The following is a 20,541-nucleotide window of genomic DNA, read 5'->3' on the forward strand; positions in this document are numbered from 1 at the left end:
TTAACGGTTTGGATACAAATTCAAACCGTTTTCGTATTAAATTAATTATATTGCTTTTTTTAACAATAAAGTAATTTAACCAGAGTAAATGACTATAAAACCACTCTTTTTATTTCTAATAGTTGTGTATTGGGTTAATCCTTTAATTTCACAAGAAAAAGTATTAGATACATCTACTAAAATATTAAACGTAGGCATTGCTGGTAGTGAGCCTTTTGTGTTTACAGAAACCAAAACTGGAATCGCAGTTGAGATTTGGGAGACTATTGCAAAAGAAAAAAACTGGAATTATAAGTACACTGCTTTTGGTAATGTTGATGATGCGTTGCACGCATTAAATCAAAATAAAATTGATTTAGTAGTTGGTCCAATAAGTATTACTGCTAAACGTATGGAAACAATGCAGTTTTCGCAACCATTTTACAACTCTAGTATCTCTATAATCTCACGTATTAACGATCAAAGTATTTGGCAAAAAATTAAACCGCTTTTTAGTATTAAACTGTTAATGGCTGTAGGAGTGTTTTTAATTATACTTGCATTTGTAGGTGCATTGTTGTGGCTAGCAGAGCGTAAAAAATCGCCAGAACAATTTTCAGAAAACCCTGTAAAAGGGATTGGAACAGGTATGTGGTTAGCCATTGTAACTATGAGTACAACTGGCTATGGAGATACAGCTCCTATAACTTTATTAGGTAGAATAATTGCAGGTACGTGGATGGTAATTTCAATAATATTTGCAACAACGATGGTTGCAGGTATTGCAAGTACATTAACGATTTCTAATATTGAGGCTTCAACCATTTCAAATATTGAGCAACTTTCTGGAAGAAAAACGGCAACTGTTGCTGGTTCGTCTTCAGAAGCATTTTTAAATAAAACAAAAACTAAAGTCATAGCAGTTAATACCTTAGACCAAGCTATTACAACTTTAGAGAACAAAAAAGTTGATGCAGTTGTTTTCGATCGTCCACAATTATTATATTACTTAAAAGAAAATCATAAAGAGAATCTTTACATTAGTAAAGCAGAATATTATAAACAAGGCTATGGTTTTGTTTTTCCAAACAAATCGAAACTAATTTCACAAGTCAATTTAAAACTTTTAGAATTAGCCGAGAGTCAGAGTATAGAAAAAATTATACACTCCTATATTCAAAAAGATGAATAGGTTTTATTAAAATTTAATTGTTATAAAACAAACTAACGCATTAAAAATCTCTTTTCTAAAGGAGTCCTTAACATAATAATTATTATGGTAGAATATTTACAACTACATAAACACGATCTTATTTTTGCTGTTATAGTTTTAATAGCAGTACTGCTTTTAAGATACTTAACAAATAAGTTACACAATTGGCTTATAAAAGAACGACAAAGAAAATTCCCTACAGAGCCTATAAAATCTATCCAATTATTAAAGCGCATTCTCAACACCTTATGGATTGTTTTAGGCGTCATAGCGCTAAGCTACCTTGTTGTGGATGAAAATCAGCAAAACACTTTGGCAGATGATTTTAAAACCGTATTATATGTAGGTGTTGTTTTATCATTAACACTAATTATTGCAACCACATCCAACATTTGGTTTAAGCACGATATTCAAAAAAAAATAGAAACAGAACAAGATCCAACAACTTTTCAGTTTTTAAGATATATAGTTTTGGTTGGTATATATTTTTCAGGTATTGTACTTTGTCTATTAGCTTTTCCGTCTTTAAAAGGGGTTGCAAAAACCGCTATTGGTGGAGCAGGAGTATTAACTCTTATTGCTGGTTTTGCTTCCCAAGAAGCCTTGTCTAATGTTATAGGAGGTGTATTCATTATTATATTTAAACCTTTTAAAATTGGCGATCTCATTAAAGTTACAGATACAATGGTTGGTAGAGTTAGCGATATAACGCTTCGTCATACTGTAATACGTAATTTCGAAAATAAGATGATTGTAATCCCAAATTCAATAATAAATAAAGAAAAACTAATAAATTATGATATGGGAGAACTTAAATGTAGCGAACGCATACACATAAGAATTTCATACGATAGCGATATAGATTTGGCAAAAAAAATAATGCAAGAAGAATGCGAAAAACATCCGCTTATTTTAGACAATCGTTCAGAAGAAGAAATAAAAGAAGGAAAACCAATAGTTAAAACTGCAGTTATAGCCTTAGACGAATCTGCAATGGTAGTTAGAGCATGGACTTGGGAACGAAGCTATAGCGATAGCTTTCAGCTCAAAATAGATGTGTTAGAAAGTATAAAAAAACGTTTTGATAAAGAAGGTATTGTAATTCCATTTCCATCCAGAACTGTTGTAATGAGAAATGAAGAGGATAAAATAGTAGAAAATAAATAGCAGTCTTAAATTATATTCTACAAACTAAATAAGTACATAAATCAAGATTTAATACCATAAAAAATCATTAAATTTAACCTTAAATAATTTTTAAAATGAAAAACATTATCATACCTGTTGACTTTTCAAAACAATCAGAATTTGCCTTAGAAACTGGAGCCTTAATAGCAAAAAAAAATAATGCTACACTCCATGTTTTACACATGTTAGAATTATCAGACTCTTTATTTTCGCAATCACCAAAAGAAAACGAAAACGAAATGTTATTTATGCTAGCCCTTGCAAAAAAGAAATTTGAGTCTTTTTTAGAGAAAGCATATTTAGAAGACGTAAATGTGCAACCTGTAATAAAACACCACAAAGTTTATAGAGAGGTCGATGCTTTTGCAAAAGAGGTAAATGCAGATTTAATTATTATGGGTTCTCAAGGATTAACACCTCAAGACGGTATTTTTGCAGGTTCTAATGCCGAGAAAATGGTGCGAAATAGTAGCACGCCAGTTTTAGTAATTAAAACAAAACCAAATGGATTTAATCTTAATAATGTTGTTTTAGGGACAGATATGGATTTAAAAAGTGTAAATACCTATAACAAAGCGCAAGATGTATTTACAAAATTAGGCAGTACTGTACATTCGGTTTATGTAAACAGACCAAACAAAGGCTTTACAAGTTCTAAAAAATTTAATAAAAACAAAAGAGAATTTGAAATGGCTGGAGGCTCTGGTAATGTAGAGTTTATTGCTGGTTATACTATTGAGGATGGTATTATACAATATGCAGACGAAATTAATGCAGATGCCATTGCAGTAATTACAAAAGCAAGAAAAGGGTTAAACCACTTTATAAAAGGAAGCGTGTCTGAGGATCTTGCAAACCACTCAAAACGTCCTGTGATGACCTTTAAATTACAGAGTTAAATTTAACACTAAATACCAGTTAAAAATAGCACTAATTTTACCTAAAGACTAGTGCTGTTTTTATAAACGTTTATTTTATTATGAATACTTCAGAATCTGCACTAAAAGAACGTATTAAAGAGCTTACTTGCCTTTATGAGGTGTCTTCTATTATTGTAAATGCAGATGCTAATGAAATTTTAGGAGTATTACGAGCTATAGCAATAAGTTTAAAAAAAGGATTTCATATACCAAATATTACCGAAGTATCTATTCAAATACCTGACGAAACATATACTACAGGACTTATTAATAAAGACAATTCTATTACTTCTAATATTACAATTTTTAATAAAATTTGTGGTAACATAACAGTATCTCAAAAAGACAATACCTCTAATTTTCTTACTGAAGAGCAGCCACTTATAGATAATGTAGCCTTAAAACTTGGAAATTATTTAGAGCGTATAGAAATTCAAAACAACGAAACCTCTTTAAAACGCCAAATGGAACGTGCTGATCGCTTAGGTATCCTTGGCGAAATTACTGCAGGTATTGCTCACGAGCTTAATACACCACTAGCAAATATTCTTGGTTTTGCAGAGTTATTAAAAGATGATTTTAAATCCAATAAACAAGTAGCTGCAGATTTAGATAAAATTATTAAAAATGCTATATTCTCTAGAGAAGTAGTTAAAAAATTAATGTTTTTTGCTTGCGAAATGCCTCAGGAAATGAAAGAGGTAAATATTGTACCAAGTATAAAAAATGCAATTAAATTGTTAGATGCTTCGTTTAAAAAAGCGAACGTAAAATATATAGTTAAAATAGAAGACGAGTCGCTAATGCTTCGTGCAGACAAAATTCAACTCACACAAATTATTTTTAACTTAATAATAAATGCCATCTACTTTTCTTCAGCAAACGGCTTAATTACAATAGAAGCCTTACAAACCAAAAACCACATTGTTTTAAAGGTAATAGACGAAGGTAAAGGAATCCCAAAAGAAGCACTAGAAAAACTTTTTCAACCCTTCTTTTCTACAAAACCAACAGGAGATGGTTCTGGTCTTGGTTTAAGTGTAGTACATGGCATTGTTGCTAGTCATAATGGTACCATTACTGCTCAAAATAATAAAGTAAAAGGCGCTACTTTTACTGTAAAACTTCCAAAAAATTAACCATGAAGTTACAAAAGGAAAACATACTTATTGTTGACGACGATATTAATATTCTAGAGCTTTTGCAACGTCATTTGCAATCTTGGAATTACCATACTTATAAGGCAGTTTCTGTAAAAGAGGCAGTAACTATTTTAAGAGACACTAAAATAGATTTGTTAATAACAGATTTAAAAATGCCAGAGGTCGATGGTTTTGAGCTTATAAAATTTGTGTCAGAGCATTACCCTAAATTACCAAAATTAGTGGTAACTGGTTATCCTTCAGTACAAGGTTCATTAGCCGCAATAAAATCTGGTGTGGTAGATTATTTAACCAAACCATTTACAAAAAGCGAATTAAAAGCAGCATTAGATAAATCCTTGGTTGTTTCCACCAATAATGTGGAGCACACTAAAAGTGTTTCCGAAAACAACAATAAAGCCTATGGCGAAATTATTGGAAATTCAGAAAAAATAAATGAGGTCATTCAGGTTATTGAACGTGTAAAAAACAACAAAGCAACTATATTTATTAAAGGCGAAAGTGGTACAGGTAAAGAGTTAGTAGCACGTGCAATTCACTACCAAGGTAAGTTTTCTAGAGCGCCATTTATTGCAGTAAACTGCGGAGGAATTCCAGAAAACCTTTTAGAAGCAGAGCTTTTTGGATATTTAAAAGGCGCATTTACAGGAGCCGAAACAAATAGAGATGGCTTTTTTCAGGCTGCAAATGGAGGTACTATTTTTTTAGATGAAATTGGTAATGCTTCACTTGCAGTACAATCTAGATTGTTACGAGTTTTACAAGAAAAAGAAGTGGTAAAAGTTGGAGCTACAAAAGCCGAAAAAATTGATGTGCGAATTATTGCAGCAACCAATAGTGATTTGCGAGATATGATACAAAAACAAACCTTTAGAGAAGATTTGTTTTATAGATTAACTGTTGTAGAAATTGAAGTAGCACCTTTACGAGAACGAAAGGACGATATTAAACTATTAGTCGATAAGTTTTTGTTTAAATATGGAGTTGAATATAAAGACCGATTTGTAACTATTACTCCTGAAGCTTTAGAGATTTTAGAACGATACGATTGGCCAGGAAACATAAGAGAATTAGAAAATATTATACAGCGTGCAGTAATAATGTGCGATAAAAGTATTGATGTAACGCATTTACCAGATCATTTAAAACACAGTTTACATTTTTCTTCGGAAGGATTGCAGCCACTAAAAGTAATTGAAAGACAATATATTGAAAAAGTATTACGAGCAACAGGAAATAATAAAACAAAAGCAGCAGAAATTCTTCAAATAGACCGCAAAACGTTGCGTAATAAACTTTCTGACTAAGTTTTTTTAGCTGTACCAAAATTACTCGTCTGGGTAATTTTGTACCACTCGTAATTTTGTATTATAAACATTAAAAACCTCAAAACCCTTTAAAATAAAGGGTTTTGAGGTTTTGTGTTTGTATTTTGTTCTGTTTTGGCACAGCCATTGCCATTAAGTAAATGACTAACAATAATATTTTTAATATGAATAACTTTAATATTTGTCCGAGTTGCATACACAAAGACTCTTGTGTGTTAACAAACCAAAAGGACATGGTATGGTCTTGTAGTGAATTTGATGAGAATACAATAAATAACCACTTAGTAAAGCCAATCCAAAAACCAAAACGAGTACTAGAATTAGTTTAATTATTAAATGTAAAAATCATGAATTTTAAAGATATAATTTCAGCAATAAAAAAGCAATTTTCAAAAATAAAAATGTCTAATTTAAAAACAACAAGACATCAATATCTAATAGATAGGTATAACGAAAGATCTATTACTAACAGATATTTTAGGTAATAAAATAAAAACTAAATCAAATTAATAAGAGTAAAAAAGCACTTATAAATTTAATTATAAAAACACATATTATGAATTTTAATTCAATTTTTAACAGGCAAGCAAGTCAAAAAGATACAAGGGGAAAACTAAGGTTTGATACCATTAGAACAAGTCCTTATAAATTTTCTAACAAAGGAAAATTTAGCAAAAACGAATTATAATTTTAAAACAACATATATGGCAATAGTAACACCAGAAATAAAAAGTAAAGCTAAGAAAGCGCCAGTAAGAGGCATGATGGATAATGTTATGGAGCAGTTTAATAGTGCTGCAAACCAAATTAATTTACATCCAAATATTAAGAAGATATTAAGCATTACAAATAATGAAATTATTGTAAACTTTCCTGTAAAAATGGATAATGGAGATGTTGAAATTTTTACAGGCTACAGAGTACAACATAATAATGCCTTAGGTCCTTATAAAGGAGGTTTACGTTACCATCCAACCGTAGATATCGATGCTGCAAGAGCTTTAGCAATGTGGATGACCTGGAAAACATCCTTAGCAGGTTTACCTTATGGAGGCGGAAAAGGAGGAATTAAAATTGACCCTTCTAAATACTCGCAGTCAGAGTTAGAGCGCATTACAAGGCGTTTTACATTTGCTTTGGCAGATAATATTGGACCAGAACACGATATTCCTGCTCCAGATGTAAATACAAATAGCCAAACTATGGCTTGGATTGCAGATACTTATATGAGTACGCGTCCTCCTGCAGAACGAACTGCAAACCAACATGTTGTCACTGGTAAGCCAGATGGTAGTGGAGGATTAGAAGGTAGAGACAGAGCGACAGGTTATGGTGTGTATTTGTCTATTAAATTTTGGGCAGAAAAAAATAATGTGAGCCTAAAAGGTAAAAAATATATTGTACAAGGCTTTGGTAATGTTGGCTATTGGGCAGCACATTTTTTAGAGAAAGATGGCGCTATTTTAGTTGGAGTACAAGATGCTTTTGGAAGTATCCAAAATCAAAAGGGTATTGGTGTAGAGGATTTGTTTAAATACATAAACATTAACGATGGGAGTATAGTTGATTTTCCGGAAGCGACAGCTGTAGAAAAAAACCAATTTTTTGCTTTAGAATGTGATATCTGTATTCCTGCAGCATTAGGCAACCAAATAACTAAAGAAAACGCACCTAATATAAAAGCAACTCTTATTGCAGAAGGAGCAAATGGACCAACAAATGTAGAAGGTGAGAAAATTTTGCTAGAAAATGGTGTAACTATAATACCAGATATATTATGTAATTCTGGTGGTGTTGTAGGAAGTTATTTTGAGTGGTTGCAAAACCGAAATGGAGAAATCTGGCAATTAGACGAAGTAATGGCCAAATTAGATAAAAAAATGAGAGAGTCTTTTAATAAAGTATTTGACTACTCAAAAAAGGAAAACATTGATATGCGTACTGCAGCATTTTGTATTGCTATAGAACGAATAGAAAAAGCATATATACAAAGAGGTATTTTTCCTTGATAATAAAACATTAAGCAAATGAAATACGGAAGTTTAATATTAGAAAAAAAAGAATATGTGTATTTAAAACGTATTCTCAATATGTCTGGCTACTCAGAAAGTCACGAAGTACATAAACCTTTACAACTTTTAAACGAAGAATTAAAAACCGCTTTAATTGTTGATGAAGAAGATATGCCAAAAGATGTTATTAGATTAAACAGTAAAGTTACTGTGGCTACGGCTAATGGTTGGGAAAACACCATACAAGTTGTAAAACCAACAGATAAAGACTTAAAACAAAATAAGATTTCGATTTTAACACCAATGGGTTCTGCTTTAATAGGCTACTCAAAAGATGATGTTATTACGTGGGATTTTCCAAAAGGAAAACAAGATCTTACAATAACCAACGTAAGTCAAGATGCTGTATTTAGTAATATAGATTTAACAATATAAAATTTAAAGTTATGAACACACAAAACACAGAAACATTTGGTCACGATAGTGATGTAGATGTTGTACATAAATACAATTCGATAGAGTTAAAAGGTTGGGTTAATCAACTTGAATATATAGACAAAGAAATTGATAATTTACTAAATCTTTATGCGCATTCTATTCAAAACAAAGAAGTGCCAGAACAAATTTTAAAGGTGTTTTCTAAACGTAAAGAAGCCAATAAACAATTTTATGATACTGTATTAAACTATTCCAACACCTACAATAAAGCTGCAGAATGTGATGATATACAGTGTGATATGGCTTATTTAGAAGAATATGAGCGCTTAAGAACAAGCTATCAATACCATTTAGAAAAATATCAAAAATTAAAGGACAGTCTTTACGAAAAGGTAGCGCCTAAATTTTAAACTTATACTAAACACAGGTAGATTGATTAATAGCAAATCCCTCACATGACTGTGTTTATAAAACCGTGGAGAGATCTTTCTCCACGGTTACTTTAAAAATAATTATCACCAAAAAATAATATTTTAATGAGCAATCGTAAATTTTATATTATAGCTGTTATTATTGGTATTGCTATTATGGCTTTACTGTCATGGTGTATTCCTGCTCCAATATTTAATTAATATAATAAAATTTATCCTCCTCAATAGTAAAGTAATTTAAGTACTATTGCTTGTATGCTCATAACATGGCTTTCGTATTCTTAAAAAATGAAAGTGTATAGTTTAAAAAATAAATTATTTAAACATATAAAATATCGTATATTGCATATTATACTTGCTTTAATAGCGTTTTTATATGAAACTTTTTTGTTTTAAATTACTACTTTTGTTTGGGTTGTGTAGTGCTATTTTTGCACAAGAATTACCTCCAATAGTAAGCTATACACCAAATGTTTATAATGCGGAAAATCAGAATTGGAATATTTCGCAATCTGAAAATAAATACATGTATGTTGCTAACAATAAAGGCCTATTAGAGTTTACTGGTGCAACATGGCAATTATATCCCTCTCCAAACCAAACCATCTTACGTTCTGTACACACTGTAAAAAATAGAATTTATACAGGTTGCTATATGGATTTTGGGTATTGGGAGCGCGATGCTTTTTCTACCCTTAAATACACCTCTTTAGCTAATAAAATAATAGATAAGATAAAAGAAGATGAGCAGTTTTGGACCATTTTAAATTTTAGAGAATGGGTGCTTTTTCAATCTTTAGACAGTATTTATATTTACAATACTATTAACGATACTTTTAAAATTATTGAATCTGATTCTACGATCACTAAAATGCACCAAATAGGTGATCAAATTTATTTTCAAAAAATTAACGAAGGACTCTTTATTATTAACAATGGAGAGGCGGAGTTGCTTTCTAATAGCGAGGTTTTTAAAACCACGCCAATTTCAGGTGTTTTTTCAGACGAAAACGATTTACTGGTTTTAACCAATACTAGTGGTTTTTTTAAATTGAATAACGGGAATTTAAAATCTTGGGAAATACCTTCAGCTAAACTATTAGAGAATAAAACGATTTATAGTAGCATTCAGTTAAAAGATAAAAGTTTTTTATTGGGTACTATATCTAACGGAATGATTCATATAAATAAAAACGGAGAAGTTTTATACCAAATTAATCAAAATTCAGGCTTAATAAACAATACAGTGTTGTCTGCTTTTCAAGATATTGAAGATAATATTTGGTTAGCATTAGATAATGGCATCAATTGCATAAATATTAATTCTCCATTTCGAATATTTGAGGACCATAAAGGTAAAATAGGAACTACTTATGCTTCTGCAATACATAAGGACATGTTGTAATTAGGTACTAATCAAGGATTGTTTTATAAAAAGTATAACAGTAAAGATGAGTTTAAATTTGTTAAAGGTACAAATGGACAAGTATGGTGTTTGGTAAAAATTGACGAGACGCTTTTTTGTGGTCATAATAGTGGAACTTTTATTATTAATGGCTCTAAGGCTTCCCTTATTTCTAAGGTTCAAGGAACTTGGAATATTAAAAAAATTCCGAATAAACCAAACCATTTAATACAAGGAAACTATAATGGATTAAATATTTTAGAGAATAAAAATGGAAGTTGGCAATTTAAAAATAAATTGGAAGGCTTTAATAACTCGTCGCGTTATTTCGAGTTTTTAAACAAAAATCAAATCTTTGTAAGCCATGAATATAAAGGGGTTTTTAATCTTAAAATTGATACTGATTTTAAAACAATTACTTCTGTCAAAAAAGAAACAACAATTAGCAAAGGCTTATATTCTAGCTTAATTAAATATAAGGACAATATATTATATACTTATAAAAATGGAGTTTTTAATTATAATACTAAAAGTGAAGAATTTATAAAAGATTCTGTTTTAAGCCAGTTGTTTAACGCTGAAAATTATAGTTCTGGAAAATTAATTTTTGATGATAAAAAAGATAAACTTTGGGGATTTTCAGATAAAAACATCACATATATTACTTCTGGAGGATTAAGCACAAAACCTATTTTTAATTCAATTTCATTACCAAATAACCTAAGAAACAATATCACAGGCTTCGAAAACATTACTCCAATTACAAATAATGAGTATTTGTTTGGTACATCAAAAGGTTACGCAGTAGTAAACCTTAATAAGTTAAAAAACAGCACTTATTTAATAGAGATAAACTCCATAAAAAACAGCACAAAAGATGGAGAATTTACTTTGGTAAATACGACCAAAAAAAGTGAATTTCATAACCAACAAAATACAATCTTGTTTTCGTTTAGTGTCCCTGAATACGACAAGTATTTAGAGCCAGAGTACCAATATCAACTTAGTGGTTTTAATAACACTTGGAGTAAATGGACTACAAACTCAACGCATACATTCGAAAATTTACCTTATGGTGATTATACATTTAGTGTTAAAGCCAGAGTAGGAGATGCGGTTACAAATAATATTGCATCGTATAATTTTACAATATTAAGACCTTGGTATTTGTCTAATCTAATGATTGCGCTTTACATTGTTGGGTTTGTTTTATTTTCATTTTTAACACATACATTTTATAAAAAATATTACAAGAAACAGCGAGAAGCTTTGCTTTTAAAGACCAAACGCGAGTTAGAGTTAAGAGAGTTAGAGAATAAGCAGCAATTAATGAGTTTTAATAACGAAAAATTAAAACAAGACATAGAGAGTAAAAATAGAGAATTGGCCATCTCTACAATGAGTTTAATTAAGAAAAATGAATTTTTAAATACCATAAAAAAAGATTTATCTGAAACGTCTAAAAATGAAGTAAATATTAAATCTGTAATAAAAATTATAGATAAAAACCTAAACAATACAGACGATTGGAAATTTTTTCAAGAAGCATTTAATAATGCTGATAAAGACTTTTTAAAACGCATAAAATCGAAGCACCCAAGCTTAACTCCAAACGATTTAAAATTGTGTGCATACCTTAGGTTAAATCTATCGTCTAAAGAAATTGCACCTCTTTTAAATATCTCACCTCGTAGTGTAGAGGTAAAACGATATCGTTTGCGTAAAAAAATGGAATTACGCCATGAAGACAGCTTAACAAGCTATATTTTAGAAGTATAAAAACACTACACACATAGAATTTAACTATACAATACCTATACAAAGGCTTAAATTGAGCATTATATCTTAAAGTATTGCAAAAAAACAATTTGCCATAATCTCCCAAAAACATTGGTTTGATTAAGAATAATTTAAAACCGAAGTAATTTTTATGCGTTGTATGTTTTTTGTAAAGGTATAATTTAAGGATTTCGCAATATTCTCAGTTATATTTGACAATATGATAATGAGACAACTTATGAAAATTAAACTTTTAAGCTTACTAACCGTTTTAATGTCTGTACTCTCTTACGGACAAAACCAAACTATTTCTGGAGTCGTTACAGATAAAGAGACTAACGAGCCTCTTCCAGGAGTTAATGTATTAATAAAAAATACTAATAAAGGAACAGCAACAGATTTTGATGGGTTATATACTATAAAAAACGTCAATAGTGGAGCAGTTGTAGAGTTTAGTTATCTTGGTTATTTATCGCAAGAGGTTACTGTTAATAGTGAAACTTTAAACGTATCGCTTGTTCCTGATGTAGCACAATTAGACGAGGTAGTTGTTATTGGGTACGGAACTCAAAAAAAGAAAGAAGTTACAGGTGCAGTATCTACAGTGAGTAGCGAAACTATTGAGGCCTTAAAGCCAACACGTATAGAACAGGCCTTACAAGGTCAAGTAGCAGGAGTTAATGTTACCTCACAATCTGGTTCTCCAGGTGCAGCCTCAGATATTAGAATTAGAGGTATTTCTACAAATGGAGATAACAAACCACTAATATTAGTAGATGGTAATGTAATAGAAGATTTAAGTGTAGTAAATCCAGGAGATATAGAAAGTTTTACAATTTTAAAAGATGCCACAGCAGGTATTTATGGTGTAAGAGCAGCAAATGGTGTAATTTTAATTACAACTAAAAGCGGACGAAAAAACCAGCCATTAAAATTTGCTTACGATGCTTATGGAGGTTTCCAACAAACAACACGTAAACTCCCATTATTAAATGCAACACAATATGCTTTATTAGCCAACGAAGCTGCTGCTGCAACTGCTCAACCATTACCTTTTAATAATGTAGGGAATTTGGGAGCAGGTACAGATTGGCAAGAACAGGTTTTTGAAAATGCACCAATATTTAGCAACAACATTACTGCAAGTGGAGGAACAGAAAAATCAACGTATTCTTTTGGAGCTTCTTTATTAACACAAGACGGAATAGTAGGTGGTGGAAAATCTAACTTCACACGTTATACCTCTAGGATTAATTATACAAGAGATATTTTAGAAAACTTAAAATTTAAAGCCAATTTAATTTATACTGGTACCACACGTAAATCATTACCGGAAAACGGGTTGGGTTCTGTGTTATTTAACGCTATCAATATAGACCCAACATTAACACCTTACCAAGAAGATGGTAGTTTTACAAGAGCTATTAATTATCCAATAGAAGTAATTAATCCTTTAGCACAAATTGAAAGCACAAACAATAGAGTTAAAGTCGATAAGCTAAGTGGAGTGTTTGGATTAAATTATAAATTTTTAAACAACTTTACTGTTGAAACTAATTATCAATGGAACTATGCAGAGGTTAGAGCTAAAAGCTTTTTTCCAGTAGCAGATTTTGGTAATATAGGACCAAACACTGTTTTTGATAGAGACGTTAGTGTCGTTACAGAAGGAACAAGCTTTTTTAGAGATTATACTTTTGATGCTTTTATTAATTATGACAAAACATTTAATGATGTCCATAGCTTAAAAGTTATGATAGGAACTTCTGTATTTAAAACCACTAGTGACCAATACGGAAAAACAGGTGTGGATGTTGCAGCAACAAATTTCTCTAACGCCAATTTAGGCAACTCTCAAACTGTTACAGATAATTTTATTAATAGAAGTAATCGCGTATTTGATTCTAGACTATTATCATATTTTGGTAGAGTACAATATAATTATGAGGGTAAATATTTATTTTCTGCAATGGTTAGACGAGATGGTTCAACATCTTTTGGTCCAGAAAACAAATTTGGAATATTCCCATCTGCATCCATTGGTTGGGTTGCATCAGATGAAGATTTTTTAAACGATAGTAATACCATTAATTTTTTAAAGTTTAGAAGTTCTTATGGTATTTTAGGAAACGATAGAATTCCAGGATTTAGATTTGAATCGTTATTAAATGGTGAAGGTGTTTACGTTTTTGATAATGAATTACAGTTTGGAACTGCAATTGGAGGTATTTCTAACCCAGAAATTAAATGGGAAGAGCAAAAAGCTTTTGATGTTGGATTTGAAGCTGCACTTTTTGATAGAAAAATAGATGTTACTGTTGATTATTTTAATCGCAGAACAGAAAATCTTTTATTAGTTGTCGAATCGTCAACAATATTAGGATCTACAGGTCCAGGTTCTTCAAATCCTATTGCAAATGCAGGAACAATTGAAAATAGTGGACTTGAATTTAAAATAGGTTATAAAGAAGATATTACCGAAAATTTTAATTTTGATATTAGTTATAACTTCACAACATTAAAAAATAACGTTATAGAAGTCAATAATGGTATTGGTTACGAAGTTGGAGGAAGATTTGGTATTGGTCAACAACCTCCTGCGCGAATGGAAGTTGGTCAACCAATTGGTGTCTTTTATGGTTATCAAACAAATGGTATTTTTCAAACTCAAGCAGATGTAGATGCGCATCCTTCTCAAATCGCACTAGGCGCTACAGCACAGCCAGGAGATTTACGCTTTGTTGATACAAATAATGATGGTGAATTAAATGAAGACGATAGAACATACCTTGGAGATCCAATACCAGATGTAACAATGGGTCTTAATCTAACTTTTAATTATAAAAATTTCGATTTTCAGTCGTATTTCTTTGCTTCAATTGGAAACGATATCGTTAGAAACTATGATAGAAACGACGCTATAACAAACAAAACAGTATATGCCTTAGACCGTTGGACAGGTCCAGGAACTAGCAATACTAATCCAAGAGTCACTAATGGAGCAACTGCAAACACTATTTTTTCAGATTATTTTGTAGAAGATGGTTCTTTCTTAAGAGCTCAAAACATGCAGTTAGGTTACACGTTTTCAGAAAATGCTTTAAGTAAAATAGGCTTTACAGATGTAAGACTATACGTTTCAGTAAGTAATGTGTTTACATTAACTAAATATAGAGGTTTTGATGCTACAACATCTAATGGTGCACCAATTGGAGGTGGAATAGATCCAGGATTTTATCCAAATCCAAGAACATTTTTATTAGGAACAAACGTAAAATTTTAATAGTATAACTATGAAAAAATTAAAATATATAGGCTTAATAGTTAGTTTAATTGTAATCAGTTACTCATGTAGTGACGATTTTGTTAACGTGAGTTCTCAGGATTCAAGCTCAGAAAACTTTTTTAATACAGAAGAAGATTACCAAAATGCCTTAATTGCAGCTTACGACATGCTACAATCTACTTACTTAAATGTAATGTTAGGCGAAATAGCTTCAGACAATACATTGGCTGGAGGCGAAAACCCTACAGATGTAATTGGTATTCAGCAAATAGACGACATGATTCATACACCAAATAACGAGCAATTACGTAGTATTTGGGGTTGGATGTTTGCAGGAGTTAATAGAGCTAATTTTATATTAGAATTTCAAGATAAAACAGATTTTCCAGATAAAGAAAATGTGTTAGCACAAACCAAATTTTTAAGAGCTTACTACTATTTTGAATTAGTCAAATGGTTTGGTGATGTTCCTTTAGTTATTGACCAACGTATTTTATTTGGAGATCAGTTTGATGTGGACAGAACACCTAATGCAGAAGTTTACGCACAAATAGAAATCGATTTAATGTATGCTGTAGATAACCTACCAGTTTCACAAGCACAAGTTGGTAGAATAACTAAAGGAGCAGCACAAGCCTTATTAGGGAAAGTGTATTTGTATCAAGATAAATTTTTAGAAGCTGCAAATGTTTTGGAACCACTAATTCTAAACGGACCTTACGATTTAATAACCGATTATTCAACACTTTTCGAAAACGATAACGAAAACACAGTAGAGTCTGTTTTCGAAGTTCAATATACAGATTTAGAAGGAGCAAGTTTCGATTGTTTGCAGTGTAGTGAAGGTAATGTAGCTGTTGGTTTTAATGGTATAAGAAACTATTCTGGTCCACTATTTGACTCAGGATTTAGCTTTAACGTACCAACTCAAGAAGTTGTAGATGAATTTGAAGAGGGCGACTTACGCTTAGAAACAGCAATTTTAGATATCGATGCTTGGGCAGCCAATACAGGAGCGACTTTTAGTACAGGTAATGAACACACAGGATATTTTAACAGAAAATATATTCCAAGACAAGACGATTCTAATATTGGTGATGCCAACTTAACAAACCCAAATAATTATAGAGCTATACGTTTTGCAGATGTACTTTTAATGGCTGCAGAAGCATTTAATAGAGGAAACATTAGCGATACAAAAGCGCAGACCTACTTAAATAGAGTAAGAGCTCGTGCTTTTGGTAATATGGACAATAATGTAGTCGCTTCTGGTGCTGCATTAACGCAAGCTATTTACCACGAGCGTAGAGTAGAATTAGTTGGCGAAGGCCATCACTTTTTCGATTTAGTTCGTACAGGAAGAGCCGCTAGCGAAATAGAGGGTTTTGTAACTAATAAACACGAAATATTCCCTATCCCTTCAATAGAAATTGCATTAACAGGTAATCGCTGGTCTCAAAACCCAGGATACTAAAAATTAAAAAAAAGAAAATGAAAACATTAAAACACATTCTTTGCCTATTCTTAATTACTGCAACTTACTTTGCATGTACACAAGACGATGATAATACAGACTTTGTAAATGCTGTGCCAGCACCAACAAATGTTTCTGCATTAACAACAATAGCTCAAGATAACTCAGGTTTAGTAACCATTACACCTTTAGGAGAAGGTGCTGCAACATTTTTCGTTAATTATGGTGATGGTTCTGGAGAAAACTCTGGCGAATTGCAACCTGGCGAAAGTACTCAGAGAATTTACGAAGAAGGGACTTACCAAATTGCAGTAACTGCTACTGGAATTAATGGTAAAACAACTACAGTATCGCAAGATTTAGTAGTGTCTTTTCAAGCACCACAAAACTTAATGGTAACTATTGAGAATGATGCAAGTATTTCTAAACAAGTAAACGTAATGGCAACTGCAGATTTTGCTATGTCTTACGAGGTAGATTTTGGAGAAGCAGGTGCTTCACCAGTAATGGCAAATATAGACGAATCAATTTCGTTTGTGTATCAAGAAGCTGGTACTTACACAATAACAGTAACTGCATTTAGTGCAGCAATTGAAACCGCTACGTATTCTGAAGAATTTGTTGTTACAGAAATTCTTCAACCTTTAGTAGCTGCTCCAACACCTCCTTCAAGAGACAGTGGAGATGTTGTTTCAATTTTTAGCGATGCTTACACAGATGTAACTTTAAATGAATTGCCAACATCATGGTCTGCAACAACGTTTGCAGCAACAACTATAGATGGAAATAATGTATGGCAACTATCAAGTTTAGACTTTTTAGGTATAGTAACTAATTACGATACAGGTGTTGATTTATCTACAATGGAAAAAATGCACATAGATTATTGGGTGCCTTCTGGAACAACAAACGGTTTGTCTGTTAAAATTGTAAATACAATAGATGGAGGTGAAGCTGAAACATCTTTAGGAACAACAGTTTCAGGATCTTGGCAAAGTATAGAGCTTGATATGTCAAGTTTTGACGCTGGTAACCTAGCAAACAAAAATCAAATAACACAGTTGTTAATAGACTCTGATGAAGTTGCAGGTGTTGTTTATGTAGATAATTTTTATTTCTATAAAGAAGCAACAACAACTACAAATTTTGACGATGGTTTATTAACCAATGGTGATTTCGAAAACGGAAGCGACTCTTGGATTGTTGGTGTAGATGATAATGCTCCAGCTCCAGTAGTAACAGTTGGCGGAAATACATATTATTCAGTTGATGTTGCAACAGCAGGTAATGCTTACGATGTTAATATGAGTCAAAAAATTGAAATCATTCAAGGCAATACCTATACACTTACTTTTAATGCTTGGTCAGATGGTAATAGATCGATAATTGCAGGTATTGGGTTAAGTGGAGGCTCTTTTGCAAACACTAGCGAAACAGTTAATATTACAACCACAATGCAAACTTACAGTCTTACATTAATTGCAACAGACTTTGGAGCAGCAGATGCTCGTGTGCTTTTTGATAATGGAGCAGAAACTGGTATGGTAAACATAGATAACGTATCGTTAATAGAAGGTACAGGAAGTTTATTAACTAATGGCGATTTCGAAAACGGAAGTGATTCATGGATTGTTGGAGTAGATGATAATGCACCTGCTCCTGTGGTTACAGATGCAGGTAATACCTATTATTCTGTAGATGTTGCTGTTGCAGGAAATGCTTACGATGTAAACATGAGCCAAAAACTAGAAATTATACAAGGGAATACCTATACATTAACATTTGATGCTTGGTCTAATGTTAATAGATCTATAATTGCAGGAATTGGACTTAGTGGAGGCTCATTTGCAAACACTAGCGAAACAGTTAATATTACCACTACTATGCAAACTTATACACTTACATTAACAGCAACAGATTTTGGAGCTACAGATGCACGTGTACTTTTTGATAATGGAGCAGAAACAGGTATGGTTAATATAGATAATGTGACCTTATCACTTAATTAACTTTAATTAGAAATACTGTTTTAAAGTTAATTTTAAAAAAAAAGACTATATGAAAAAAATATTAAAAATTAGTGTTACACTTTTAAGCATTGTAGCCTTTATGCTTGCTTGTCAAGAAGAAGATAAAGATTTTGGAGACATCACAATTCCTTCAAATCTAATGCTTGATTTTGAAATTCAAGGTGTGGACGATATGAATCCAAATGGAGATGGTTCTGGTTTTGTAACCTTTACAGCTTCAGCAGATAATGCAATTACTTATAGGTTTAATTTTGGAGATAATTCAGCTGTTGAAGTTGCTCCTTCTGGAGAGGTAACACATCGTTTTACTCAATCTGGTGTTAATTCTTATACAGTAACTGCAATTGCATCTGGTACAGGAGGTTTAACAACATCTACTGCAGTTAGTGTTACTGTATTTAGTGCTTTCGACGATCAAGAAGCTAAAGAATTACTATCTGGTGGATTAGGTTCTAGTAAAATATGGTACCCTAAATTAGATCAAAATGGACATTTAGGTGTTGGACCAACTTTAGAGCAAGATCTTGCAGACGATGGTGGTTTAAATGGACATTGGTTCCCTCAATACAATTCTACAAACGCATTCGGTAAATGTGGAGAAGACGCTTCGGACTGTTTTTGTGAATTCACAGTGTCTTTTACCTTAAGTGCAGATAACGAATTGTCTTATATCCAAAACAATAATGGTCAAACATTTTTTAATTGGGCGCATGGAGCAGTAGTTGGACAAGAGTTTGGTCAGTTTGAAGATACTTGTTTCGCCTTTGACACTTCAGGTGTTAGTGACGTGTCTTTTGCTCCAAGTGAAACCGATTGGTCTCAAATACAAGATCCAGATTTTCCAGAACCAAGAGGTACAGTAATGAATTTTACTAATGATGCCTTTATGGGTTATTATACAGGAGTATCTTCTTATGAAATCTTAACCATTGAAGAGGATTTTCTTTATGTAAGATTTTATGATAATGTGAATCCTGTTTTAGCTTGGTATCAAATGTTTACTACTACAAATCCAAATGGATTAGCTGGAGATTGTTCTGGTGAAACAGGAGAAACTGGCTTAGGTAATAATGATATTCTTGTGTGGTCAGACGAATTTGATACAGATGGAGCACCATGTGGAGAAAATTGGTCTTATGAAATAGGAACTGGAAATAATGGTTGGGGAAATGGAGAAGCACAATATTATACAGACAGAGCAGAAAAATGTTATAGTAGAAGATGGAAAACTTAAAATTACTGCTAAAGCGGAAGCTTACGAAGGTAGCGATTATACATCTGCACGATTAAAATCTGAAAATTTATTCGAATTTACTTATGGACGTGTAGAGATAAGTGCTAAACTTCCAACAGGTGGAGGAACTTGGCCTGCAATATGGATGTTAGGTGAAGATTATGCAACTAATACTTGGCCTGCATGTGGAGAGATAGATATTGTTGAACACGTAGGTAATAATCAAGACGAAATATATGGAACATTACACTATCCAGGGAATTTTGGTGGTAATGCCGATGGGAACTCTATTCAAGTACCAAATGTTTCAACAGAATTTATACTCTACGAAATGGAATGGACTCCAACGACTATAACTTTTAAAGCCAACGGAAATACAGTACACACTTTTGCTAATAATGCTAACACAGCGTTTAATAGCGATTTTTTCTTAATTGCTAATGTCGCAATGGGAGGAAATTTTGGTGGAGCAATAGATGCTGGATTTACAGAATCTACTCTAGAGATAGACTATATAAGAGTTTACCAATAAAGTTAAAAAAAAGAGATTAGTAGTTTTTTTTGAAATTAAAAGGTCGAGCAACTTACTCGACCTTTTAATTAAAAATAATTAAATACTATTAAAAATACAGTTACACCATTTATGTTATTGAATAACGAC

16 protein-coding genes are annotated in these 20,541 nt (G+C 31.9%); all 16 read left to right on the forward strand.

From position 1 onward, the window contains the following. Positions 1 to 88: 88 nt before the first annotated feature. The 16 genes from ACVC5O_RS09415 to ACVC5O_RS09490 all read left to right on the forward strand — a co-directional run bounded on the left by ACVC5O_RS09415 (position 89) and on the right by ACVC5O_RS09490 (position 20,412). Positions 89 to 1,171, forward strand: a complete 1,083-nt coding sequence (locus ACVC5O_RS09415) for a transporter substrate-binding domain-containing protein (RefSeq protein ID WP_452221228.1) — start codon at positions 89 to 91, stop codon at positions 1,169 to 1,171. A gap of 84 nt (positions 1,172 to 1,255) precedes the next feature. After that, a complete protein-coding gene (locus ACVC5O_RS09420; protein WP_452221229.1) occupies positions 1,256 to 2,359 on the forward strand; it encodes a mechanosensitive ion channel family protein in 1,104 nt (367 codons plus the stop codon). Positions 2,360 to 2,454: 95 nt separating this feature from the next. Beyond that, complete coding sequence (locus ACVC5O_RS09425; RefSeq protein ID WP_452221230.1) at positions 2,455 to 3,279, forward strand: universal stress protein; 825 nt, start codon at positions 2,455 to 2,457, stop codon at positions 3,277 to 3,279. 80 nt (positions 3,280 to 3,359) lie between these two features. Beyond that, the gene (locus tag ACVC5O_RS09430) at positions 3,360 to 4,439 is read left to right on the forward strand and encodes a sensor histidine kinase (protein ID WP_452221231.1); all 1,080 of its coding nucleotides are present in this window, start codon (positions 3,360 to 3,362) and stop codon (positions 4,437 to 4,439) included. Positions 4,440 to 4,441: 2 nt separating this feature from the next. After that, positions 4,442 to 5,770, forward strand: coding sequence for a sigma-54-dependent transcriptional regulator (locus tag ACVC5O_RS09435; RefSeq protein ID WP_452221232.1), 1,329 nt, complete (start codon positions 4,442 to 4,444; stop codon positions 5,768 to 5,770). A gap of 185 nt (positions 5,771 to 5,955) precedes the next feature. Beyond that, a complete protein-coding gene (locus tag ACVC5O_RS09440) occupies positions 5,956 to 6,120 on the forward strand; it encodes a hypothetical protein (RefSeq protein WP_452221233.1) in 165 nt (54 codons plus the stop codon). Positions 6,121 to 6,495: 375 nt separating this feature from the next. After that, complete coding sequence (locus ACVC5O_RS09445; protein ID WP_452221234.1) at positions 6,496 to 7,800, forward strand: Glu/Leu/Phe/Val family dehydrogenase; 1,305 nt, start codon at positions 6,496 to 6,498, stop codon at positions 7,798 to 7,800. Between the two features lie 18 nt (positions 7,801 to 7,818). Further along, the gene (locus tag ACVC5O_RS09450) at positions 7,819 to 8,238 is read left to right on the forward strand and encodes a GreA/GreB family elongation factor (protein ID WP_452221235.1); all 420 of its coding nucleotides are present in this window, start codon (positions 7,819 to 7,821) and stop codon (positions 8,236 to 8,238) included. Between the two features lie 11 nt (positions 8,239 to 8,249). Next, on the forward strand, positions 8,250 to 8,651 hold the full coding sequence (locus tag ACVC5O_RS09455) for a hypothetical protein (protein ID WP_452221236.1): 402 nt from the start codon (positions 8,250 to 8,252) through the stop codon (positions 8,649 to 8,651). A gap of 397 nt (positions 8,652 to 9,048) precedes the next feature. Then, positions 9,049 to 10,077, forward strand: a complete 1,029-nt coding sequence (locus ACVC5O_RS09460; RefSeq protein WP_452221237.1) for a hypothetical protein — start codon at positions 9,049 to 9,051, stop codon at positions 10,075 to 10,077. A gap of 18 nt (positions 10,078 to 10,095) precedes the next feature. Then, positions 10,096 to 11,856, forward strand: coding sequence for a triple tyrosine motif-containing protein (locus ACVC5O_RS09465; RefSeq protein ID WP_452221238.1), 1,761 nt, complete (start codon positions 10,096 to 10,098; stop codon positions 11,854 to 11,856). A gap of 238 nt (positions 11,857 to 12,094) precedes the next feature. Further along, positions 12,095 to 15,139 (forward strand): SusC/RagA family TonB-linked outer membrane protein, encoded by a 3,045-nt coding sequence (locus ACVC5O_RS09470; protein ID WP_452221239.1) that lies wholly within the window; start codon positions 12,095 to 12,097, stop codon positions 15,137 to 15,139. 10 nt (positions 15,140 to 15,149) lie between these two features. Then, positions 15,150 to 16,616, forward strand: a complete 1,467-nt coding sequence (locus tag ACVC5O_RS09475) for a RagB/SusD family nutrient uptake outer membrane protein (protein WP_452221240.1) — start codon at positions 15,150 to 15,152, stop codon at positions 16,614 to 16,616. Positions 16,617 to 16,633: 17 nt separating this feature from the next. Then, on the forward strand, positions 16,634 to 18,625 hold the full coding sequence (locus ACVC5O_RS09480) for a carbohydrate binding domain-containing protein (RefSeq protein ID WP_452221241.1): 1,992 nt from the start codon (positions 16,634 to 16,636) through the stop codon (positions 18,623 to 18,625). A gap of 49 nt (positions 18,626 to 18,674) precedes the next feature. Further along, positions 18,675 to 19,880, forward strand: coding sequence for a PKD domain-containing protein (locus tag ACVC5O_RS09485; protein WP_452221242.1), 1,206 nt, complete (start codon positions 18,675 to 18,677; stop codon positions 19,878 to 19,880). After that, complete coding sequence (locus tag ACVC5O_RS09490; protein ID WP_452221243.1) at positions 19,816 to 20,412, forward strand: glycoside hydrolase family 16 protein; 597 nt, start codon at positions 19,816 to 19,818, stop codon at positions 20,410 to 20,412. Before ACVC5O_RS09485 ends, ACVC5O_RS09490 begins: the two co-directional genes overlap by 65 nt. Positions 20,413 to 20,541 lie beyond the last annotated feature (129 nt).

The sequence above is a fragment of the Lacinutrix salivirga genome (assembly GCF_053604675.1).